This is a genomic window from Streptomyces aureus, from assembly GCF_001418135.1.
In the GTDB taxonomy this organism is placed as follows: Bacteria; Actinomycetota; Actinomycetes; order Streptomycetales; family Streptomycetaceae; genus Streptomyces; species Streptomyces aureus_A.
Map to the genome: position 1 here is coordinate 40,686 of NZ_LIPQ01000016.1, position 20,329 is coordinate 61,014.

The following is a 20,329-nucleotide window of genomic DNA, read 5'->3' on the forward strand; positions in this document are numbered from 1 at the left end:
TCAGGAGGCGACTCATGAGCGCAGTAAAGCCGGCCCCGGTCGAGGACCAGGGTGCCGCACCCGGCAGCGAAGAGAAGCCGATCCACATCCTCTGGATCAACGCGGGTCTGAGCTGCGACGGCGACTCGGTGGCCCTCACCGCCGCCATGCAGCCAAGCATCGAGGAGATCGCCCTCGCGGGGCTGCCAGGGCTGCCCAGGATCGCGGTCCACTGGCCACTGATCGACTTCGAGTGCGGCCCGGTGGGCGGCGCCGACACGTTCATCGAGTGGTTCTTCAAGGGGGAGCGGGGCGAGATCGACCCGTTCGTGCTGGTCGTCGAGGGTTCCATCCCGAACGAGGCCATCAAGCAGGAGGGCTACTGGAGCGGCTTCGGCGACAACCCGGAGACCGGTCAGCCCATCACCACCAGCGAGTGGATCGACCGGCTGGCACCCAAGGCCCTCGCCGTGGTCGCGATCGGCACCTGCGCCACGTACGGCGGCATCCACGCCATGGCGGGGAACCCGACCGGCGCGATGGGCCTCCCGGACTACCTCGGCTGGGACTGGAAGTCGCATGCCGGCATCCCCATCGTCTGCGTGCCCGGCTGCCCCATCCAGCCGGACAACTTCGCGGAGACGCTGACCTACCTGCTCTACCAGGCCGTCGGATCCGCGCCCATGATCCCGCTGGACGACAAGCTCCGTCCGACCTGGCTGTTCGGGGCGACCGTGCACGAGGGATGCGACCGGGCCGGCTACTACGAGCAGGGCCAGTTCGCGTCGACGTACGACTCGCCCAAGTGCCTGGTCAAGCTCGGCTGCTGGGGCCCGGTCGTCAAGTGCAACGTCCCCAAGCGCGGCTGGATGAACGGTATCGGCGGCTGTCCCAACGTCGGCGGCATCTGCATCGCGTGCACGATGCCCGGATTCCCGGACAAGTTCATGCCGTTCATGGACGAACCTCCCGGCGGCAAGGTCTCCAGCACCGCCAGCGGCGTGTACGGCTCCGTCATCCGCCGCCTTCGGACCATCACGGCCAAGACCGTGGACAAGGAGCCGAAGTGGCGGCACACCGGCGAGCGCATCACCACCGGCTACCGGCCGCCCTGGTGACCGTGACGCCGTCGCACCACCCCCGCAGGACCCCCCATCCATCCCACTGTTCGCGAAGTCGAAGAGTTGACGAAGGGCACCACAGCGACCATGGCATCTCCGGCGAAGACGACGGGTGACGGCTCCGGCCTTGTGGAGATGGCCTGGGATCCCATCACCCGGATCGTGGGCAGCCTCGGCATCCACACGAAGATCGATTTCAAGCAGAAGCGCGTCGCGGAGTGCTACAGCACGTCCTCCGTCTTCCGCGGCTACAGCGTCTTCATGCGGGGCAAGGACCCCCGCGACGCGCACTTCATCACCAGCCGCATCTGCGGCATCTGCGGTGACAACCACGCGACCTGCTCCGTGTACGCGCAGAACATGGCGTACGGCGTGAAGCCCCCGCACCTCGGTGAGTGGATCATCAACCTCGGCGAGTCCGCGGAGTACATGTTCGACCACAACATCTTCCAGGAGAACCTGGTCGGGGTCGACTACTGCGAGAAGATGGTCCGCGAGACCAACCCCGGCGTCCTGGAGCTGGCCGAGCGCACCGAGGCGCCGCACGCCGCCGAACACGGCTACCGCACGATCGCGGACATCATGCGCTCCCTCAACCCCCTCGAAGGCGAGTTCTACCGCGAGGCGCTCCAGGTCAGCCGGTACACCCGGGAGATGTTCTGCCTCATGGAAGGGCGGCACGTCCACCCCTCCACCCTCTACCCCGGCGGTGTCGGCACGGTCGCGTCCGTGCAGCTGTTCACCGACTACATGAGCCGCCTCATGCGGTACGTGGAGTTCATGAAGCGGGTCGTCCCCCTCCACGACGACCTCTTCGACTTCTTCTACGAGGCGCTGCCCGGCTACGAGGAGGTCGGCCGCCGCCGTGTGCTGCTCGGCTGCTGGGGCGCACTCAACGACCCCGAGCACTGCGACTTCACCTACGCCAACATGACCGACTGGGGCCGGCGGATGTTCGTCACCCCCGGTGTCGTCGTCGACGGCAAACTGGTGACCAACGACCTCACCGAGATCAACCTCGGCATCCGCATCCTGCTCGGCAGCTCGTACTACGAGGACTGGCAGGGCCAGGAACAGTTCGTCACCCACGATCCCCTCGGCAACCCGGTCGACCCGCGCCACCCGTGGAACCAGCACACGATCCCGGCCCCGCAGAAGCGGAACTTCGACGACAAGTACAGCTGGGTCATGTCCCCGCGATGGTTCGACGGCAAGGACCACCTGGCGCTGGACACCGGTGGCGGCCCCATCGCGCGCCTGTGGTCCACCGCGCTCTCCGGCCTCGTCGACATCGGCTACATCAAGGCCACCGGGCACAGCGTCGTCATCAACCTCCCCCGGACGATGACCAAGCCGGAGACCACCTTCGAGTGGAAGATCCCGAAGTGGAGCAACGCCCTGGAGCGCAACCGCGCCCGGACGTACTTCCAGGCGTACGCGGCGGCCGTCGCCCTGCACTGCGCCGAGAAGGGCCTGGAGGAGGTCCGCGCCGGACGCACACAGACGTGGGAGAAGTTCGAAGTGCCCGACGAGTCCATCGGCGTCGGTTTCACGGAGGCCGTACGTGGCGTCCTCTCGCACCACATGGTGATCAGGGACGGCAAGATCGCCAACTACCACCCCTATCCGCCGACGCCGTGGAACGCCTCCACGCGGGACACGTTCGGTACCCCCGGCCCGTACGAGGACGCGGTGCAGAACACCCCGATCTTCGAGGAGAACACGCCCGAGAACTTCAAGGGCATCGACATCATGCGCGCCGTGCGCAGCTTCGACCCCTGTCTGCCGTGCGGCGTCCACATGTACACGGGCAACGGCAGGACCGTGAAGCAGATGCACGTGCCCACCGGCCTGAGCGGTCTGGCCGGATGAGCACGGCCACCGCCGAAGCGGCGGGCCGACGCGTCGAGGAGGTCCTGGACCGGCTGGCCGAGAACGGCGACGCCGAGGCCTGCGCGGCCGCGGAGGAAGTCGTACGCGTCCTCATGGAGTTCTACGGCAGCGGCATCGCCCGCGTGATCGAGCTCCTCGGGAGTCCCGCAGCCCGTCCGCCCGCCGACCCGCTGGCTCCGCTGCTCGCGGACGAACTCGTCGCGAGCCTCCTCAACCTGCACGGACTGCACCCCGAGGACACGCCGACCCGGATCGACCGCGCCCTGTCCGCCCTGCCGCAGCCCGTGGAGAACGCCGGATTCGACACGGCGACCGGCGTGCTGCGGCTGCGGGTCACCGCCTCGACCGGCTGCGGCTGCTCCGGCACCCAGGAGTCCGTCCGGCAGGCGGCCGTGGACGCCCTCGCCTGCTTCGCGCCCGAGGTCACCGGCGTGGAGCTGGAGACCGGCGCCCCACGCGAGCCGGCGCTGCTCCAGATCGGCACCCGTCCGTCCCTCGCGGGCGCGGACGGCCGCTCGTCGGCCGCCCTGTGAACGGGCCGCCGAACGGCGCCGCGCGACCCCCGCGGCCCACGGGCCTGCGCCGGTTCACCGCCCCGCGTCCGCCCCGCGAGGAACGGTGCGAACTGTGCGGGGCGGCACTCGCGGCCGAAGCGCGGCACCCGCACCTCGTCGACACGGACAAGCGGGCCCTGGTGTGCGCATGCGGCCCGTGCGCGCAGCTGATGGACCGCTCCGCCGCCTCCCCGGGCCGCTTCAGGGCGGTGCCCGGCCGCTTCCTGAGCGACCCGGGGCACCGGATCGACGACCGGGCATGGGAGTCGCTGCGGATCCCGGTCTCCGTCGCGTTCTTCTTCCGCAATTCCGCCCTCGACCGCCCGGTGGCGCTCTACCCGAGCCCCGCCGGTGCCACCGAGAGCGAGCTGGAGGACGACGCCTGGCAGTCCGTCCTGGAAGCCACCCGGCTGGCCGCCCACCTCGAACCCGACGTGGAGGCCCTGTTGCTCCGCCGCCACGAGGGCCGCACCGAGTGCTTCCTCGTACCGATCGACCTCTGTTACGAACTGGTGGGCCGCATGCGACTGCACTGGCAGGGGTTCGACGGGGGCGCGGAGGCGCGGGCCGCCCTCGACGCGCTCTTCACCCATGTACGCGGCCTGGCGCGCGAACCGCAGGGGAGCCGGCCGTGACCGAGTTCTCCTTCAGCTGCACCGACGTCCGCGCCGATCCCTACGCGGCCGGCCCCACGCTCGTGTTCCGGCTGCGGATCACCGCCACCGGCGGCGCCCGGGTGCACGCGATGGCCCTGCGCTGCCAGATCCGCATCGAACCCGCCCGGCGCGGCTACGACGACCATGAGGCCGCAGCCCTGGGCGACCTCTTCGGCGAGCGCTCCCGGTGGGGCAGCAGCCTCAACCCGGTGCAGTTCGCCCAGGCCTCCGTCATGGTGCCGGGCTTCACCGGCGAGATCGAGACCGACCTCGTCGTACCGTGCACCTACGACACCGACATCGCCGCGTCCAGGTACTTCCGGGCGCTCTCCGACGGTGACGTCCCGCTGCTTCTGCTCTTCTCCGGCACCGCGTTCACCGGCGCCGGCGGCTTCCACGTCGAGCCCGTTCCCTGGGACAAGGAGGTCTCCCATCGCATGCCCGTGAAGGTGTGGCGCGAGATGATCGACCAGCACTTCCCCGGCTGCGGATGGATCAGGCTCCCGGGCGACGCGATGGACGCCCTGCTCGCCTACCGCTCGCGCCGGGCCCTCCCGTCGTGGCAGGCCACCGTCGAGTCCCTGCTCGAAGCGGCGGGGGAGAGGACAGCATGACCACCGTCGCCTTCAGCCCCGGCACCGAGGCGCGGTTCGCCGTCGCCCGGCACGTCGCCGACGCCGTCCTCTTCGAGGGGTACGTGCTCTACCCGTACCGTGCGTCGGCCGCCAAGAACCGGCTCCGCTGGCAGTTCGGCGTCCTGGTGCCGCCGTCCTGGAGCGCCGCCGCCGAGGAGCACGACTTCCAGCACACCGAGTGCCTCATGGAGCCCAGGACCGGCGCCGAACTCGCCGTGGAGGTCCGCTTCCTGCGCGCTCAGCGGCGCACCGTCGAAGAACTCCGTGCGGACGGGACATACGCCCCCACCGACGAACTGCGCCTGGCCGACCGGGTCCTGGTGCCCTGGGACGAGGGCGTCGAGGAGCGGGTCACCCTCGCCGTCCCCGTCGCCGAGCTACGCGGTGACGGCGTCGCCCTGCCGTTCACCCGCCCCGCGGCCGACGAGGTCGAGCAGGTCACCGACGACGGACGCGTCCTCGGCCGCCTCGTACGCCGGCGCGAGGAGATCAGCGGTACGGTGCGGATCTCGGCCGCGGAAATCGACGGCCCGTACCGTGTCGAGCGCCTCTCGGTCACGGTGGAGAACACCAGCACCTGGACCGCCGAACGGGACACCGACCGCCACGCGGCACTGCCGTACTCCCTCGTCGCCGCGCACACCCTGCTCCGCCTCGACGGCGGCTCGTTCCTGTCGATGACAGACCCGCCGGAATGGGCCAAGGGCGCCGTCGCCGCCTGCCGCAACCTGCACACCTGGCCCGTCCTGGCCGGCGAACCCGGCCGTGACGACCTGATGCTCTCCTCGCCGATCATCCTGGAGGACCATCCGGCCATCGCACCCGAGAGCCCCGGCGCCCTCTACGACGCGACCGAGATCGACGAGATCCTCGCCCTGCGCACGGCGGCCCTCACCGACGAGGAGAAGCGCGAGGCCAGGGGGACCGACGCCCGCGCGGCGGCGGTGATCGAACTCGCGGACACCATGCCGCCCGAGGTCCTCGAACGCCTGCACGGAGCAGTGCGGAGCCTCCAGAGCGTCACGGGGAGCCCGAAGCCGGCCGGAAACATCCTCGAACCGGAGACGCCCTGGTGGGACCCGGGCGGCGACACCGGTGTCGATCCGGACAACGACCACGTCCTCGTCGACGGACGCGCCGTCCGCGCGGGCAGCAGGGTCGTCCTGCGTCCACGGCTCCGCCGCACGGACGCCCAGGACCTGTTCCTGGACGGACGCAGCGCGCTGGTCGAGGCGGTCCTCCACGACGTCGACGGAGGAGTCCACATCGCGGTCACCGTGGAGGACGACCCGGGCGCCGACATCCGCCGCGAACAGGGCCGGTTCCTCTACTTCCAGCCCGACGAGGTCGAAGCCCTGGAGGACATGTGAACGGCCCCGGGCCCGAGGCCGCAACGCCCGGCACGGCCCGCACCCTCGTGGCCGGGGTGGGCAACATCTTCCTCGGCGACGACGGCTTCGGCGTGGAGACCCTGCGGCGACTCACCCGTGAGGAACTCCCCGTCTCCGTCGAGCTGGCCGACGTCGGCGTCCGGGGCGTCCACCTCGCCTACGAGCTCCTCGAAGGCTGGGACACCCTCGTCCTCGTCGACGTCACCGCCCGCGGCGGTGCACCGGGGACGCTCTATCTGATCGACGCCTCGGCGGCCGACGAGCGCGGCACGGAGCCCGCGCCGCTCGACGGCCACCGGATGACGCCCGACGCCGTCCTCGCCCTGCTCGACACCCTGTGCGCCGGAACCGGGGCCGCGCCGCCGCGGCGGATCCTCGTCGTCGGCTGCGAACCGGCCTGCCTCGACGAGGGCATCGGGCTCAGCCCGCAGGTCGCCGCGGCCGTGCCCGAAGCCGTGCGCATGGTGACCGAACTGGTCCGTCAGGAAGCCGTCGTATGAACATGGAAACGGAGAGCACCATGCACAGGAACGTCCTCGGCATCGCAGCCGTCGCCACCGCCGCCCTGGCCGTCGCGGCCGTCGTCGTCGGAGTCCTCCCCGACGTCCGGCGCTACCTGCGTATGAGCAGGATGTGACGCACCCGCGGGTTCGGTGGCGGCGGCTGCACCGAATGGACGACACCGACGTCCGGTCCCGGCGTGCCGGGCGATCCCCCGCCACCCCCCGTTCTCTAATGGCGCCCGAGACCCACCCGGGCGCCCAGGACGGAGACCGATGCACGAGATGTCCCTCGCGGTCGCCGTCGTCGACCAGGTCGAGACCGCGGCGAGGTCTCGGGGGGCCGTCGGTGTCAGCAGCATCGAGCTGGAAGTGGGCGAGCTGGCCGGCGTCGTCGCCGACGCCCTCGCCTTCTGCTTCGAACTCGCCTGCGCCGGAACCGTCGTCGAAGGCGCCGAGCTGATCACCCGTACCGTCCCCGGAACCGCGCGCTGCACCCCGTGCGCCGAGGTCTGGCCGGTCGGCATGCCGCCGCGACTGCTCTGCCCCGGCTGCGGCGCCGCGGCCGACGGAATCGTCTCCGGCCGCGAACTCCAGATCCGGGAGGTCCGCTGGGCCGACCCGGAGGCGCCGCGCGAAGAACAGCACCAACCCATCACCGAGAAGAGCTGAGCATGTGCCGAGCAGTCGATCTCCAGCGTGCCGTTCTCGCGAAGAACGAGGCCGCGGCACAGATCCTGCGCACCGAACTGACCGCCCGCGGCACCACCGTGGTCAACCTGCTCTCCAGCCCCGGCAGCGGCAAGACCGCCCTGCTGGAGCGCGAACTCCGCCTCGCCGGCGAACGGGGCGTCAGCGCCGCCGCGCTCACCGCCGACCTCGCCACCGAGAACGACGCCCGGCGCCTGGCCCGCTCGGGCGTCCCCGTCAAGCAGGTGCTCACCGACGGCCTCTGCCATCTGGAGGCCGACATGGTCGCCCGGCACTTGCACGACTGGCTGCCCGAGTCGACCCGGCTGCTGTTCGTCGAGAACGTCGGCAACCTCGTCTGCCCCGCCGGCTACGACCTGGGCGAGTCGCTCCGCGTCGTGCTCGCCTCGGTCACCGAGGGAGAGGACAAGCCGCTCAAGTACCCCACCGCGTTCGGCCTCGCCCAGCTGGTGATCGTCACCAAGACCGACATGGCCGAGGCCGCGGAGTTCGACGAGACGGCCTTCCGCGCCAACGTGGAGCAGGTCAACCCCGGCGTCGAGGTCGTTCTCAGCTCGGTGCGTGACGGCCGGGGAGCAGGCACGCTGCTCGACCGGGCCCTCGCCACGGCTGCGGGGAACCGAGCCCACACCCCGGTGATGGCACGGGCCGGCGCGTGACCACGGCGCGACCCGGACCCGCACCCGCCACGGCCCTGCGGCGCAGCCGTGTCGTCGTCCGCGGCGTCGTGCAAGGTGTGGGTTTCCGGCCCTTCGTCTACGCCCTCGCCACCGGCTTGCGGCTGTCCGGCCACGTCACCAACACGGCGGACGGCGTCGTCGCGGAGGTGGAGGGAGACCCCACGGCCGTCGCGACCTTCTGCGCCCGCCTCGCGCCCGACGCCCCGCCCCTGGCCCGGGTCGAGTCGGTCGAGGCGGCCGACGTCACCACGAGCGGCGGCAGCGGATTCACGATCGCGCCCTCCCGTCAGGGCGGCTCCGTCCGCACCCTCGTCCCGCCGGACACCGCGACCTGCGACGACTGCCTCGCGGAGCTCGCGGACCCGGCCGACCGGCGGTATCTGCACCCCTTCATCACGTGCACCCACTGCGGCCCGCGCTTCACCATCGTCACGGGACTGCCCTACGACCGGGCCCACACCACCATGGCCGGCTTCCCCATGTGTCCGGACTGCGCCCGGGAGTACGCGGACCCGGCCGACCGGCGCTTCCACGCGCAGCCCGTCGCCTGCCCCCGCTGCGGCCCCCGGCTGCGGCTGGTCACCGCGCCAGGCGGCCCCGCGTCCTCCGGTACGGAGCCGTCCCCCGACCACGCCCGGGCCGACCCCGGCGGCGATCCCGGGGCCGACCCGATCGCCGCCGCACGCAGGATGCTCGCCTCCGGCGCGATCCTCGCCGTCAAGGGCCTCGGCGGCTACCACCTGGCCTGCGACGCGACGAACCCCCACGCGGTGGCCGAACTGCGCCGCCGCAAGGCACGCGGTGACAAACCGTTCGCGATGATGGCCGCGGAACTCGCCGACATCGAGCCCCTCGCTCACCTCTGCCCGCTCGAACGAGAACTCCTCACCGGCAACGTCCGCCCCGTCGTGCTGCTGCGCCGCCGCGACGACGCGCGGCCGCGCCAAGGGGCCGCGCCTGCGGGGGCGGTGGCGCCGGGCAGCCCGGACCTCGGCTTCATGCTCCCGTACACCCCGGTGCACCATCTCCTCCTCGGCCTCGGCACGGAGGACGGTGAAGGGCCCCGGCTGCTGGTGATGACCAGCGGCAATCTCGCGGGCGAGCCCATCGTCACGGACGACGGGGAGGCACTGACCAGACTCGCCGGTCTGGCGGACGCCTGGCTGCTGCACGACCGGCCGATCCATGTGCCCTGCGACGACTCCGTCGTCCGCGTCTGCGACGGCGAGCAGCTGACGCTGCGCCGCTCCCGGGGCTATGCGCCGCTGCCGGTCGCGCTGCCCGTGGAGGTCGCCCCCGCCCTCGCCGTCGGAGGGGACCTCAAGAACGCCTTCTGCCTCGGCGACGGACGCCAGGCCTGGCTCTCCGCCCACATCGGCGACATGGACGACCTCGCCACCCAGCTCGCCCTCACCTCCGCCGAGTGGCGGCTCGAGTCCGTCACGGGCGTGCGGCCCGGACTGCTCGCCGCCGACCGCCACCCCGCCTACCGGTCCACCCGCTGGGCCCGCGAACACGCGGAGGGACGGCCCGTCGTCCCCGTACAGCATCACCACGCGCACGTGGCGGCGGCGATGGCCGAGAACGGCCTCGACGGCACGGCTCCCGTGATCGGCGTCGCCTTCGACGGCACCGGCTACGGCCTCGACGGCGCCGTATGGGGCGGTGAGTTCCTGCTCGCGGACTACGCCGGGTTCGAGCGGTTCGCGCATCTGACCTACGTACCCCTGCCCGGCGGCGACGCGGCCGTACGACGGCCCTACCGCATGGCCCTGGCCCACCTTCGCGCCGCGGGTCTCGCCGCCGACAGCGCTCTGCCCTGCACGCGAGCCTGCCCGCCCGGAGAACTGCCCGTACTGGAAAGGCAGTTGGCGGGAGGGGTGAACTGCGTGCCCACGTCCAGCATGGGCCGCCTGTTCGATGCCGTCTCGTCCCTCGTGGGGATCTGCCACCACGCCGGATACGAGGCGCAGGCCGCGATCGAGCTGGAGGCCGCGGCCCTGCGCGCACCCGACGTGGCCGAGGACGGACGATACGTCTTCCGGCTCGGTTCGCCGCGGTCCGGCGCCCCGCTCACCGCCGACCCCGCACCCCTTCTCCGGGCGGTGGCCGCCGACGTGCTGGAGGGGGCCCCGACAGCCGTCGTCGCGGCGCGGTTCCACCGCGCCGTGGCCCGACTCGTGCGTACGGTCTGCGTCGCCGCCCGCGGCGGGACCGGTGTGGAGACCGTGGCCCTGACCGGGGGAGTGTTCGCCAACACGGTGCTCTCCTCGGCCTGCGCCGAAGGGCTGCGGGAAGACGGCTTCACCGTGCTGCGCCACCGCTCGATCCCGCCGAACGACGGCGGTCTGGCGCTCGGCCAGCTCGTTGTGGCCGCCCGGATCACGGACCGAGCGGCCCCCGCCACGCCGCGACGAGAGCGGCATTGAGGAGACACCCATGTGCCTGGCGGTACCCGGAAGAGTGCTGGACGTCGAGGACCGGGACGGTACCCGGATGGCCACGGTCGACTTCGGCGGCGTGGTCAAGGAGGTGTGTTTGGAGTACCTGCCGGACCTGAAACCCGGCGAGTACGCCATCGTCCATGTGGGCTTCGCCCTTCAGAAGCTCGACGAGGAGTCGGCCAAGCGGACGCTGGAGCTGTTCGAGTCCCTCGGCCTGCTCCAGGAGGAGTTCGGGGACCCGTGGGAGGCCGCCGAGGCCGCGGTGAGCGAGTGGCAGGCGCAGGACGACGTCCACGGAGAGGTGCGGCCGTGAAGTACATCGACGAGTTCCAGAACCCGGACCTGGCACGTCGGCTGCTCGACGAGATCAAGGCGACGGCGACCCGCCCCTGGGCCCTGATGGAAGTCTGCGGAGGCCAGACGCACAGCATCATCCGGCACGGCATCGACCAGCTCCTGCCCTCCGAGATCGAGCTGATCCACGGCCCGGGATGTCCGGTCTGCGTCACTCCGCTGGAGATGATCGACAAAGCCCTGGAGATCGCCTCCCGGCCAGGGGTGATCTTCTGCTCCTTCGGTGACATGCTCCGCGTCCCCGGCACGGGCCGCGACCTGTTCCAGGTCCGCGGGCAGGGTGGCGACGTCAGGGTGGTCTACTCCCCGCTGGACGCGCTGCGGATCGCCGAGCAGAACCCGGACCGGGAGGTGGTCTTCTTCGGCATCGGCTTCGAGACCACGGCGCCACCCAACGCGATGACGGTCCATCAGGCGCGCAAGCGGAACATCCGCAACTTCAGTCTGCTCGTGTCCCACGTCCGCGTCCCCCCGGCGATCGACGCGATCATGCGGTCCCCGGACTGTCGCGTCCAGGGTTTTCTCGCGGCCGGACACGTCTGCAGCGTGATGGGCACGGCCGAGTACCCCGAGCTCGCGCAACGCCACCAGGTGCCGATCGTGGTCACCGGATTCGAGCCACTGGACATCCTGGAAGGCGTACGCAGGACCCTGCTTCAGCTGGAGCGGGGCGAGCACACGGTCGAGAACGCCTATCAGCGAGCCGTGACGGCCGAGGGCAATCCGGCGGCGCAGGCGATGCTGAGTGACGTCTTCGAGATCACCGACCGGGCCTGGCGCGGCATCGGCGTCATCCCGGACAGCGGCTGGCGCCTGTCCGAACGCTACCGTGACCACGACGCCGAGTACCGTTTCTCCGTCGAAGGAATCGTCACTCGCGAGCCCGCCGAGTGCCGCAGCGGCGAGGTCCTCCAGGGCCTGCTGAAACCGAACGAGTGCGAGGCCTTCGGCACCACCTGCACGCCTCGCTCCCCGCTCGGCGCCACGATGGTGTCCAGCGAGGGCGCCTGCGCCGCCTACTACCTCTACCGGCGGCTCGACGCGGGAACCCCGGGACCGCGACCCCCCGCGGCGGCCCGCGTGGCCTCTGGAACCCCGTCCCCGGCCACCGCTTCCCTGGAGGGCAGCCCCCTTGCCTGACACCGTCAGCACCACCCCGGCCGTCGACGCCGCACAGCCGGCACCCGACATGCTCGCCTGGACCTGCCCGGCGCCACTGCGCGACCAGACACGCATCGTCATGGGCCACGGCGGCGGAGGCGCGCTGTCCGCCGAGCTGATCGAGCACGTCTTCGCGCCCGCCTACGGCGGACCGGCCCTCGCACACACCGCCGACGCGGCTGAGGTCCGCATCGGCGGCGCCCGCCTGGCGTTCTCCACGGACTCCTTCGTGGTGCGTCCGCTGTTCTTCCCCGGCGGCAGCATCGGCGACCTCGCCGTCAACGGCACCGTGAACGACCTCGCCATGATCGGCGCCCGGGCGAGCCACCTCTCCTGCGGGTTCATCCTGGAGGAAGGCGTCGAGACCCACGTGGTCGCCCGTGTCGCGCAGGCCCTCGGCGCGGCGGCGCGCGTGGCCGGCGTTCAGGTCGTCACCGGGGACACCAAGGTCGTGGAGGCCGGTCACGGCGACGGCATCTACATCAACACCTCGGGGGTCGGGCTGATCCCCGACGGAGTCGACCTGCGTCCGCAACGGGTGGTGCCCGGAGACGTGGTGATCGTGAGCGGCCCGATCGGTATGCACGGCGTGGCGATCATGAGTGTGCGGGAGGGTCTCGAATTCGGTGTCGAGATCACCAGCGACTGCGCACCGCTCGGTGGCCTCGTCGAGGCGATGCTCGCCGTCACGCGGGACCTGCACGTGCTGCGCGACCCCACACGCGGGGGCCTGGCCGCCTCGCTGAACGAGATCGCGGCCGCCTCGGGCACGGGCGTCGTCATCCAGGAGCGGGCCGTTCCGATCCCCGAAGCGGTCGCCAACGCCTGCGCGGTGCTCGGACTCGACCCGATGTACGTGGCGAACGAGGGCAAGCTCGTGGCCTTCGTCCCGCGAGAGCACGCGGACGCCGTACTCGCCGCGATGCGCGCCCACCCCTCGGGTACCGAGGCGGCGGTGATCGGCGAGGCGGTCGAGACCCATCCGGGCATGGTGGTGGCTCGTACCGGACTCGGCGGAACCCGGGTCGTCGACCTGCCGCTCGGAGAACAGCTGCCGCGGATCTGCTGAGCTCAGGCCCGCCGGCCGCGTCCCTCGCGGGAGGTGTCGAGGGTCCACATGTGAGTGCAGTTCGGGCACTGCAGGTGGACCCGGTGCCCGTTGCTCCCGATCAGATAACGCCAGTGGCTCCGGCAGTTCCGGCGTTCCAGGCAGGTTCCGCAGTCGCGGGCGTCGTCGCAGCCGGGGCAGGCGACCCAGGCCCGCCGAGCCAGGTCGGCGTGGGGATCAAGCGGAAGACGCACGGCCCGGCACCTCCCCGGGCAGGACACCGGCCGCGACCAGCATCGCGTGAAGCCTCTGCTGCTCCTCGTCCAAGCCCGAGTACAGCAGGGCGTGCGCCGCCTCCTCCTCACGCAGGACGGCCACGGGGTCCCAGTCGGGCCCGAGGGCAGCCACGACTTCGACACGCCGACGTGCCTCTTCGACGGTGAGGTCGATACGGAAGTCGACCAGGGCGGAACGAGGGTCGGGGCCGTGGTTCATGGCTGGGCTCTCAGGGAGGAATCGAACACGTACGCCACCACGTCTATCAGAGCGGCCGCTGCGTACGGAAGCGCCTGACCTGCCTTCGGCGGTCCCTGTGGCACACGTCATGCCGAACAGGCGGAGACCGATGCCAGCGGCTCGTCACGGCCGGTCACTGTTCGACCTCGACGACCTCGACGACCTCGACGACCTCGACGACCTCGGCAACCCCGAGGACCCGATGACGTCGTCACCACGGCAGGCGGCAGGCCCGTCGGCCGGGTCAGGGCCAAGCCGGCCGACATCGACTCGGCGGTCGTCGAAGCGGGCGCGAGCCGTCTTCCGGCGGCGTCTCCGGCCACGGGGGTCATCCGAAGCGATCGGTCAGCCCAACAACCGGTCCCTGACCGCGGCAAGGACTTCCGCGCGGCTGCGCGGGCCGTTGTCGGCTGCGATGAGATGGTCGCCGATGCGCAGCGAGAAGGTGATCAGGCAGCGGGCCTCGACATCGCCCTCGTCGGGGCAGAAGGCCCCGTAGAGCTCGCGCAGGTAGTCCATGCGGCGGTTGTCGGCCCGGCGCAGGCAACGCGCGACGCCTTCGTCGCGCCGGGCCCAGTCGCGGATCGCGAGCTCGACCCCGGCGCTGGTCACAGGCGTTTCGCCCGACCCCACGAAGTCGAAGAGGCGCCCCAGCCGCTCGCGGGCGTCGCCCCCGTCGCGTTCGATCCGCTCGATGACGTCCTCGGTGACCCCGCGTTCCCAGGTGTCGAGCATTTCCTCCAGCAGGCTGGCACGGTTCCGGAAGTAGCCGTAGAAACCACCCTTGCTGACGCCGAGCGTCTGGGCGAGGACCTCGACCCGGACGGCTTCGGGGCCGCCGCCGGCAAGCGCACGCAGCCCTTCCTCGATCCACTTGTCCCGCGGTGTGCGGATCGCGCCCATCCGTGTCTCCTCTCACATTCCCGACCAAGTATACGGAGCCGTATGGATGGGTCTATGCTCGATCTATACGCCACCGTATAGACAGGGATTTGCCATGAGCGATCTGCGCCTTCCCGCAACCGACCACACGTCCCGCCCCTGGCGGATCCACCAGATCGCCGGCGACTTCCGGCTCGAGGACGTGTGGGCACTGCCGACACCGGGCGGCCCGGACGACCTGCACCTCCTGGTCGAGCAGATGGCGGACGGCAAGGACGGTCCGGACGGTGGCAACCCCGTCGGCCGGTTCCTCTTCTCGGTGCGCTGGAAGCTCGGTGCGCTGCTCGGATGGGACAAGCCGGACTCGGGCGTGGGCGGCCGGGTGGCGACGCTGCGCGACCGGCTGCCGGACGACCTGCGCGACGGGCCGCAGGGGCCCGACCTCAGCGCGGCGCCCTTCACATCGGTATTCCAGACACACGACGAGTGGGCCGCCGAGTACGCCAACAAGACGATGCACGGGGTGATGCACATCGGCTGGGTCGCCGACGGGAACGGCGGCTACCGCGGTCAGATGGCCGTCCTGGTGAGGCCCAACGGCCGCCTCGGCTCGCTGTACATGCTCGGCATCAAACCCTTCCGGTACCTGGGGGTCTACCCGGCCCTGATGCGATCGATCGGCCGGGAGTGGGAAGAGAACACGGCACGCCGAACGGCGCGCTGACGCATCCCTTCCCCGGAGCCCCTCGTCAAACGGCGCGGGGCTCGGGCGAAGGCACGGGAGACCGTGGGCTCCCATCAGTCCTCGGGGTCGCGCAGGCCGACGCAGTCAAAGGCCCAGAAAGCCTCTGAGTACACGAAGGTGCCCGTCATCCACGGCTCGTGAGCGGACAACCGGGCGACCTGAAACGCGGCTTCAGGGATACGCAGCGACGGCGAACGAAAGCCCACCGCGCCGGCACCCTCGAAGCCACACATGCCGTAGTAGTGCGGCGAACCCTCCAGGAACACCAACGGCACACCCGTGCGCATAATGGCGACCAGCAGCGCGCCGCTCGCCTCCAGGACCTGCAGCAGGCCGACCGGCCCCGCCTCGCGGGGCAGCCGGAGGTGCCCTCCTGTGTGCGCGTTCTGCCCTTTCCGGCTGCGGGCGTTGCTGTTGTTGTGAGCTGAACTCTCACGACAACAGGAAGACAACCATGCTGAATGAACACACCTCGGAACGAGGCTCCGAGAAGAGGAACGCGGCACCCAGAGCCTCCGCTCCTCTCGACCCGGGTGGCCTTCTCGCGCTGCAGCGAGCCGCCGGCAATGCCGCGGTCACGCGGATGCTGCAGATGGCCGGCCACTCCTTTGCACAACATCAGCATGGGGCGGGATGCGGGCACCAGTCGGCTGCTTCCGCGGAGTCTCCCGTGCAGCGATCGGCTGTTCACCAAGTCCTCGCGGGAGCCGGCCGCCCGCTCGACGGCCGGCGGCGTGAAGAGATGGAGGCTCGTCTTGGCGCGGACTTCTCCGACGTCCGCATCCACGACGACAGCGCCGCCCGTGACTCGGCCGCCGAAGTCGGTGCGCGCGCCTATACCTCCGGGAGCCACGTCGTGATCGGCGAGGGCGGGGGCGACAAGCACACACTCGCCCACGAGTTGACCCACGTCATACAGCAGCGACAGGGGGCGGTCGCGGGGACGGACCGCGGCGACGGTCTGAAGGTGAGCGACCCCTCGGACCGGTTCGAGCGCGAGGCGGAGGCCAACGCCCGGCGAGTGCTGGCCGCTCCTCAACCTGCCCGGGAGGACGGCTCGGGCGACCCCTCGACCAGGACGTCGTCGATGCAGTCGACCGCCGACGCGGTCCAGCGTGTCGTGGGACAGGGCTCGAACTCGACGGACGGGGTCTTCCATCTCCAGGGCGAGCACATCTTCAACAACGTCGGGGGCTACGTCACACAGTTCGAAGCCGCCGTCACCGACCTACGGAGGGCTGCCCGGGACCACGTCCTGGCCAGCCCGTATCCCAAATGGAAGAAACGGCTGGCGGCTGACCAGGTGACTCGTATGGGCACACTCGTGGCCCGGCTCAACGGAGCAGCCGCAAACCTCACGGGCCTGCGGGCCCGGGAGGAATTCGCCACCGCAACGAGAGGAGACGGCGACAACGCCGGGGCCTTCGGCGAATTCACACGCGAGATCACGACCCTGCTCAACGACTGCTCGCCCGCAAACGTCTTTCAGACATTCAACCGCCCGCGAACCGTCGCCATGATGCGAACGCAAGTCGAGGCCACGATCATCGACTTGGTGGCGAAGAACAGCCGCTTCAACGACTTCAGGAGACTGCCGAGGAAGCAGAGGGAGTTCAACGACTGGTTCGCGGAGACGCAGACCGCGATGCTCGCGGCCTTCGCCACGATTTTTGACGTCGTCACAGCAGCGCAGGACTTCAAGGACGCGCTGAACAGGGAGGACCCTCCTGTCGCCCCAGAGGCCGCCAACCAGTAGGCGCCCACCGAGGGCCTCGCCTCCACCGCGCGCGCGATGGAGGCGAGGCCTGGCCGGCGGCGGAACGCCGGTCGGCTGCCGGTCGGCTCAACGAGTCCTGCCGACGAACGACGCTGAACCCGGCCGGGGGCTGCTCCTGCTACCTCGTCCTGGACCCCTACGCGCCCGGCGCCCGGTACTGGACCCGTTCGGCCTTGCGCAGGGCATCCATGGTTTCCTCGACGGTCAGGAGAACTGTCGTCTCGAACGAGCTGAGCGCGCCCCCTCCACTGATCGCCAGCGCGACCGCGGCCATGGACACGTTGTCGGGGGCCTCCCACAGGTTGTATCCGTCGTGCGTGCCGAAGGCGTACCAGAAGCCGTGGAGCTTCCCGCCGACGGACTCGATGTACGCCTGAGCAGCCTTTGCGCGGTCCTCGGGGTGGACGGTCAGCCTCGCCCAGGTCTCCGGTGTGTAGCTGAACCTCGAAAGATAGAGCGGCATCAAGTTTCCCTTTCGTTCCACCGAGAGATGCCCGGTGGGGCGGGAAACGCCCCGGGTGCGGCCCGAGTGTCCCCTGAACGGCTGGGGACGATGACCGTGACGGCCACAGCCGACGGGTGAGCGACCTGCCCGGGTGCTCCGGCCCTGCTCGTCGTACGCGGTGGCTGACACGTCCGCGCTCAACCGGGATGCGTTGCGTGACGCGGACCGGGACCCCGGCTGTGGCCCGTGCCGTCGGACCGGTTCACCGACACCAGACACCAGACACCAGACATCAGGCACGGGACACCAGGCACCAGGCATCAGGCACCGGTTTCAGCCGTGCCTGGAGTCGAGCTCCTTCGGTCCGTAGAGGGCGGCGGTCTCTCCTGCGATCAAGGCCCAGTAGCGGTCCCCGAAGGACCAGTGCCACCACTCCGTGGGGTAGTTCACCAGCCCCGCTGCCGTGAGCACGGTGCCCAGCAGCTTCCGGTTGGCGCGGGCCTCGTCGGTGATGTTCGAGGCGTGCGTGTAGCAGGCGCCCGCGCTCTCCTCGGGATCCGCGTTCATGCGCGTGCCGAGGTCCAGCTCGCGCCCGTCGGCATCGGCGAGGGTGAGGTCGACGGCCGCGCCGGCGCTGTGCGGCGCGATGTCGGGGGGTGACACGTACCTGCTCGCCGCGGAGTGGATCTGATGGGAGGACCACCCGGGGTTGTCGGCTCGCAGTCGGCCGGCGTATTCCTCGAAGTACTCATGCTGGAGGGAAGGGGGCCGGTAACCCTCGACGAACAGCAGCCGCATGCCCGCCGGAAGCATCGTCTGTGCCGTGAGCAGCCGCTCCAGCACACCCTCCCGGAGGTGGGCGAAGGCGTCCGCCGGGTCCTGCTTGCGGGCGTCGACGAGCAGCCGGCCGCCGAGGCGGACGTCCACAAGACGTTCCCCGCACTCGATCACAGGTACGGCGGCGACCTTCGGGTCCGACATCAGCACGATCTCGCTCACGGTGCCGCCCTTCATCCGGCCCGTGTGGCCGAGGGGCGCACGCCGAACCACTGGTCGGCGCCGTACTCCTCGTACCGCTCGACCTCGGTGAAGCCCAGCTTCGCCGCGAGGCGCATCGCGCGGTCGTTGGCGCTCTGGGTGGAGAGCACCACGGGTTCGCCGGGTCGTGCGCCGGCGAACCAGTCGAGTGCCGCCGCGCACGCCTCGAAGGCGTAACCCCGTCCCCATGCCTCCGGCAGGAACAGGTAACCGAGCTCGGCCTCCCCGGCCTCGGGGCGGACATGCCCCCGGCGCTCGGCGCCGCGGGGATCGAAGGTGATCATGCCGATCATCGTTCCGTCGCGTTCGACCACGAAACAGCCGGGACGTCGGCCAGGTACTTCGGGCACCGCGCGCTCGAGCACTTCGCGAGGCTGGGCGCCACCGATGTAGGCGCCCACATCCGGCGATGCGAACAGCTCGACGAACGCCGCCCGGTCCCGGCCCTCGGACTCGCGGAGCACGAGCCGTTCGGTCGATATCGGGGCGGGCGGCCAGGCGAAGGTTCCGGGTTCGATCATGGCCCGGAACCCTATCGCACGCCCGCGAGAACGAACGGCGGAGAAGCCTGGCTCCTCTCTGGTCGTCCATCCGTGGTGATCTTTTTCCAGCAGTCCGCAACCGGGACCGCCTCGGCGCGCGTGTCGATGATCTGAGAAGCGCGAAGCGAGAAGCCGTTGTGCGGACGGCCGTCACGAGGGTTCGAACCGCCCGCCGAGAGAATCTGGAGCCGTTCCTTGTTGGATGGGATCACTCTTCGTCCTGTCACCGCCGACGATGTCGACCTGTACGAGAGGGAGTTCAGCGGGCAGGACGGCTGGGGCGTCCATCAGTGGTTCGCTCGCCGGTCGACAGCCGACCTGCGCCGTCACCTCGGCGGGACGGCGAGGTGAGCACGGTGCGGCGAACGGACGGGGGGCGGCGGGCTGTGGACCACGACCAGGTGCTCGAAGCCTTCCGGGTGGAATGCGAGGCCCTCAGCGGCGCCGTGGCCGGGCTCTCCGAGGCCGAGTGGGACCTCCCGACACGCTGTACGCCCTGGACCGTACGCGACCTGCTCGGGCACGTGGTGGTGGTGATCGACTGGCTCCCGGCCATGCTGGACGCGCCGGCACCCGACGAGGCGGAGATCTCCGCGGTGGAGTACTACCGTCCGGACGACCGCTTCTCACCCCGGACCAATGCCAAGCGGATCGCATTGGCCCAGGACCGGGCGGCGGGACCGGCCGACGGCGCCGCCTTCGCCGAGGACTTCGCCGCGACGTGGCGGCGATCCGACCGGCTGTGCCGGGCCCGATCAGGCGCCAGGACCGTGCGGACACGCCACGGCGACGCCATGCTCCTTTCGGAGTTCCTCCTCACCCGCGTCGTGGAAGTCGCCGTCCACGGCCTCGACCTGGCCGACGCACTCGGACGCGAAGCCTGGCTCACGCCGGCGGCCGGTGACGCCGTGACGGAGCTGCTCCTCGGCCCGGAGCATGCCGCGGCGGCCGACGAGCTGGGGTGGAGCCGTTCCCGTTTCCTGCGCAAGGCCACGGGCCGCGAGCCACTCAATGAAACGGAGGCCGCACAGATCGAACAACTCGGGGTCCGCTGGATCGCCCTGGGTTGAACGGTTCGGTGCCGAGGGCCCCGGCCTGCCGCGCCCTCGGATCATCGAGGAGCACGGGCCGATGAGGATGCACCTGGCCGTGGGACGAGGACGGCACCCGCACCGTGAGGGCGCCGGTGACGGCGCCTCTGGTGGTGGTGAGCAGGGGGTGGGCGGGTCGCCCGGCACGCACGAAGCCGGGCGACCC

Annotated in this window: 24 protein-coding genes; 17 read left to right on the forward strand and 7 right to left on the reverse strand. The window is 70.8% G+C overall.

Features of this window, described 5'->3' with window-relative positions; all coding sequences use genetic code 11:
- The first annotated feature begins 14 nt into the window (after positions 1–14).
- The 14 genes from AOK00_RS01950 to hypE all read left to right on the forward strand — a co-directional run bounded on the left by AOK00_RS01950 (position 15) and on the right by hypE (position 13,148).
- Positions 15–1,097 (forward strand): hydrogenase expression protein HypE, encoded by a 1,083-nt coding sequence (locus AOK00_RS01950; protein ID WP_055598580.1) that lies wholly within the window; start codon positions 15–17, stop codon positions 1,095–1,097.
- 90 nt (positions 1,098–1,187) lie between these two features.
- On the forward strand, positions 1,188–2,972 hold the full coding sequence (locus AOK00_RS01955) for a nickel-dependent hydrogenase large subunit (protein ID WP_026057905.1): 1,785 nt from the start codon (positions 1,188–1,190) through the stop codon (positions 2,970–2,972).
- On the forward strand, positions 2,969–3,526 hold the full coding sequence (locus AOK00_RS01960) for a hypothetical protein (protein ID WP_055598581.1): 558 nt from the start codon (positions 2,969–2,971) through the stop codon (positions 3,524–3,526). Before AOK00_RS01955 ends, AOK00_RS01960 begins: the two co-directional genes overlap by 4 nt.
- Positions 3,523–4,182, forward strand: a complete 660-nt coding sequence (locus AOK00_RS01965) for a DUF5947 family protein (RefSeq protein WP_055598582.1) — start codon at positions 3,523–3,525, stop codon at positions 4,180–4,182. The genes AOK00_RS01960 and AOK00_RS01965 overlap by 4 nt, the downstream gene beginning before the upstream one ends.
- Entirely contained in the window at positions 4,179–4,817 is a 639-nt protein-coding gene (locus AOK00_RS01970; RefSeq protein ID WP_055598583.1) for a DUF6084 family protein, read from the forward strand. Before AOK00_RS01965 ends, AOK00_RS01970 begins: the two co-directional genes overlap by 4 nt.
- Positions 4,814–6,208 carry a hypothetical protein gene (locus AOK00_RS01975; protein ID WP_055598584.1) on the forward strand — a complete coding sequence of 465 codons (1,395 nt, stop codon included), beginning with the start codon at positions 4,814–4,816 and terminating at the stop codon, positions 6,206–6,208. Before AOK00_RS01970 ends, AOK00_RS01975 begins: the two co-directional genes overlap by 4 nt.
- The gene (locus AOK00_RS01980) at positions 6,205–6,729 is read left to right on the forward strand and encodes a hydrogenase maturation protease (RefSeq protein WP_055598585.1); all 525 of its coding nucleotides are present in this window, start codon (positions 6,205–6,207) and stop codon (positions 6,727–6,729) included. The genes AOK00_RS01975 and AOK00_RS01980 overlap by 4 nt, the downstream gene beginning before the upstream one ends.
- The gene (locus AOK00_RS38895; RefSeq protein ID WP_159041667.1) at positions 6,726–6,866 is read left to right on the forward strand and encodes a DUF6893 family small protein; all 141 of its coding nucleotides are present in this window, start codon (positions 6,726–6,728) and stop codon (positions 6,864–6,866) included. Before AOK00_RS01980 ends, AOK00_RS38895 begins: the two co-directional genes overlap by 4 nt.
- A gap of 139 nt (positions 6,867–7,005) precedes the next feature.
- Positions 7,006–7,401, forward strand: a complete 396-nt coding sequence (locus AOK00_RS01985; protein ID WP_055598586.1) for a hydrogenase maturation nickel metallochaperone HypA/HybF — start codon at positions 7,006–7,008, stop codon at positions 7,399–7,401.
- A gap of 2 nt (positions 7,402–7,403) precedes the next feature.
- On the forward strand, positions 7,404–8,099 hold the full coding sequence (hypB, locus tag AOK00_RS01990; protein ID WP_055598587.1) for a hydrogenase nickel incorporation protein HypB: 696 nt from the start codon (positions 7,404–7,406) through the stop codon (positions 8,097–8,099).
- Positions 8,096–10,549: a carbamoyltransferase HypF gene (gene hypF, locus AOK00_RS01995; RefSeq protein WP_055598588.1), complete on the forward strand. Its 2,454-nt coding sequence runs from the start codon at positions 8,096–8,098 to the stop codon at positions 10,547–10,549. Before hypB ends, hypF begins: the two co-directional genes overlap by 4 nt.
- A 10-nt stretch (positions 10,550–10,559) precedes the next feature.
- The gene (locus AOK00_RS02000) at positions 10,560–10,877 is read left to right on the forward strand and encodes a HypC/HybG/HupF family hydrogenase formation chaperone (protein ID WP_055598589.1); all 318 of its coding nucleotides are present in this window, start codon (positions 10,560–10,562) and stop codon (positions 10,875–10,877) included.
- Positions 10,874–12,058: a hydrogenase formation protein HypD gene (gene hypD, locus AOK00_RS02005; protein ID WP_055598590.1), complete on the forward strand. Its 1,185-nt coding sequence runs from the start codon at positions 10,874–10,876 to the stop codon at positions 12,056–12,058. Before AOK00_RS02000 ends, hypD begins: the two co-directional genes overlap by 4 nt.
- A gap of 49 nt (positions 12,059–12,107) precedes the next feature.
- Positions 12,108–13,148: a hydrogenase expression/formation protein HypE gene (gene hypE / locus AOK00_RS02010; protein ID WP_107097291.1), complete on the forward strand. Its 1,041-nt coding sequence runs from the start codon at positions 12,108–12,110 to the stop codon at positions 13,146–13,148.
- Between the two features lie 2 nt (positions 13,149–13,150).
- Here the strand turns inward: hypE and AOK00_RS36615 are convergent, their stop codons facing one another.
- The 3 genes from AOK00_RS36615 to AOK00_RS02020 all read right to left on the reverse strand — a co-directional run bounded on the left by AOK00_RS36615 (position 13,151) and on the right by AOK00_RS02020 (position 14,546).
- A complete protein-coding gene (locus AOK00_RS36615) occupies positions 13,151–13,381 on the reverse strand; it encodes a hypothetical protein (protein WP_079041791.1) in 231 nt (76 codons plus the stop codon).
- On the reverse strand, positions 13,365–13,622 hold the full coding sequence (locus AOK00_RS02015) for a DUF6400 family protein (protein ID WP_055598592.1): 258 nt from the start codon (positions 13,620–13,622) through the stop codon (positions 13,365–13,367). Before AOK00_RS02015 ends, AOK00_RS36615 begins: the two co-directional genes overlap by 17 nt.
- Positions 13,623–13,988: 366 nt before the next feature.
- Entirely contained in the window at positions 13,989–14,546 is a 558-nt protein-coding gene (locus AOK00_RS02020; protein WP_055598593.1) for a TetR/AcrR family transcriptional regulator, read from the reverse strand.
- A 94-nt stretch (positions 14,547–14,640) separates the two neighbouring features.
- On the opposite strand from AOK00_RS02020, the gene AOK00_RS02025 reads away from it, so the two are divergent.
- Complete coding sequence (locus tag AOK00_RS02025) at positions 14,641–15,249, forward strand: DUF2867 domain-containing protein (RefSeq protein WP_055598594.1); 609 nt, start codon at positions 14,641–14,643, stop codon at positions 15,247–15,249.
- A 74-nt stretch (positions 15,250–15,323) separates the two neighbouring features.
- On the opposite strand, the gene AOK00_RS41535 is transcribed toward AOK00_RS02025, so the two are convergent.
- Positions 15,324–15,722: a hypothetical protein gene (locus AOK00_RS41535; protein ID WP_437441373.1), complete on the reverse strand. Its 399-nt coding sequence runs from the start codon at positions 15,720–15,722 to the stop codon at positions 15,324–15,326.
- 218 nt (positions 15,723–15,940) lie between these two features.
- On the opposite strand from AOK00_RS41535, the gene AOK00_RS41540 reads away from it, so the two are divergent.
- The gene (locus AOK00_RS41540) at positions 15,941–17,026 is read left to right on the forward strand and encodes an eCIS core domain-containing protein (protein WP_437441374.1); all 1,086 of its coding nucleotides are present in this window, start codon (positions 15,941–15,943) and stop codon (positions 17,024–17,026) included.
- A gap of 157 nt (positions 17,027–17,183) precedes the next feature.
- Here the strand turns inward: AOK00_RS41540 and AOK00_RS02040 are convergent, their stop codons facing one another.
- From AOK00_RS02040 to AOK00_RS02050, 3 genes are all read right to left on the reverse strand, one after another.
- A complete protein-coding gene (locus AOK00_RS02040; protein WP_055598595.1) occupies positions 17,184–17,510 on the reverse strand; it encodes a GYD domain-containing protein in 327 nt (108 codons plus the stop codon).
- A gap of 315 nt (positions 17,511–17,825) precedes the next feature.
- Positions 17,826–18,491 (reverse strand): M15 family metallopeptidase, encoded by a 666-nt coding sequence (locus tag AOK00_RS02045; protein ID WP_055598600.1) that lies wholly within the window; start codon positions 18,489–18,491, stop codon positions 17,826–17,828.
- An 11-nt stretch (positions 18,492–18,502) separates the two neighbouring features.
- Entirely contained in the window at positions 18,503–19,051 is a 549-nt protein-coding gene (locus AOK00_RS02050) for a GNAT family N-acetyltransferase (protein ID WP_055598596.1), read from the reverse strand.
- 407 nt (positions 19,052–19,458) lie between these two features.
- On the opposite strand from AOK00_RS02050, the gene AOK00_RS02055 reads away from it, so the two are divergent.
- Positions 19,459–20,142, forward strand: coding sequence for a maleylpyruvate isomerase N-terminal domain-containing protein (locus AOK00_RS02055; RefSeq protein WP_063886493.1), 684 nt, complete (start codon positions 19,459–19,461; stop codon positions 20,140–20,142).
- Positions 20,143–20,329 lie beyond the last annotated feature (187 nt).

What these genes read in the sequence shown, in the direction of transcription:
- AOK00_RS01950 (WP_055598580.1), top strand. Translation starts at nt 15, where the DNA reads ATGAGCGCAGTAAAGCCGGCCCCGGTCGAGGACCAGGGTGCCGCACCC.
- AOK00_RS01955 (WP_026057905.1), top strand. Translation starts at nt 1,188, where the DNA reads ATGGCATCTCCGGCGAAGACGACGGGTGACGGCTCCGGCCTTGTGGAG.
- AOK00_RS01960 (WP_055598581.1), top strand. Translation starts at nt 2,969, where the DNA reads ATGAGCACGGCCACCGCCGAAGCGGCGGGCCGACGCGTCGAGGAGGTC.
- AOK00_RS01975 (WP_055598584.1), top strand. Translation starts at nt 4,814, where the DNA reads ATGACCACCGTCGCCTTCAGCCCCGGCACCGAGGCGCGGTTCGCCGTC.
- AOK00_RS38895 (WP_159041667.1), top strand. Translation starts at nt 6,726, where the DNA reads ATGAACATGGAAACGGAGAGCACCATGCACAGGAACGTCCTCGGCATC.
- AOK00_RS01985 (WP_055598586.1), top strand. Translation starts at nt 7,006, where the DNA reads ATGCACGAGATGTCCCTCGCGGTCGCCGTCGTCGACCAGGTCGAGACC.
- hypB (WP_055598587.1), top strand. Translation starts at nt 7,404, where the DNA reads ATGTGCCGAGCAGTCGATCTCCAGCGTGCCGTTCTCGCGAAGAACGAG.
- AOK00_RS02000 (WP_055598589.1), top strand. Translation starts at nt 10,560, where the DNA reads ATGTGCCTGGCGGTACCCGGAAGAGTGCTGGACGTCGAGGACCGGGAC.
- hypE (WP_107097291.1), top strand. Translation starts at nt 12,108, where the DNA reads ATGCTCGCCTGGACCTGCCCGGCGCCACTGCGCGACCAGACACGCATC.
- AOK00_RS02015 (WP_055598592.1), bottom strand. Translation starts at nt 13,622, where the DNA reads ATGAACCACGGCCCCGACCCTCGTTCCGCCCTGGTCGACTTCCGTATC.
- AOK00_RS02020 (WP_055598593.1), bottom strand. Translation starts at nt 14,546, where the DNA reads ATGGGCGCGATCCGCACACCGCGGGACAAGTGGATCGAGGAAGGGCTG.
- AOK00_RS02025 (WP_055598594.1), top strand. Translation starts at nt 14,641, where the DNA reads ATGAGCGATCTGCGCCTTCCCGCAACCGACCACACGTCCCGCCCCTGG.
- AOK00_RS02040 (WP_055598595.1), bottom strand. Translation starts at nt 17,510, where the DNA reads ATGCCGCTCTATCTTTCGAGGTTCAGCTACACACCGGAGACCTGGGCG.
- AOK00_RS02050 (WP_055598596.1), bottom strand. Translation starts at nt 19,051, where the DNA reads ATGATCGAACCCGGAACCTTCGCCTGGCCGCCCGCCCCGATATCGACC.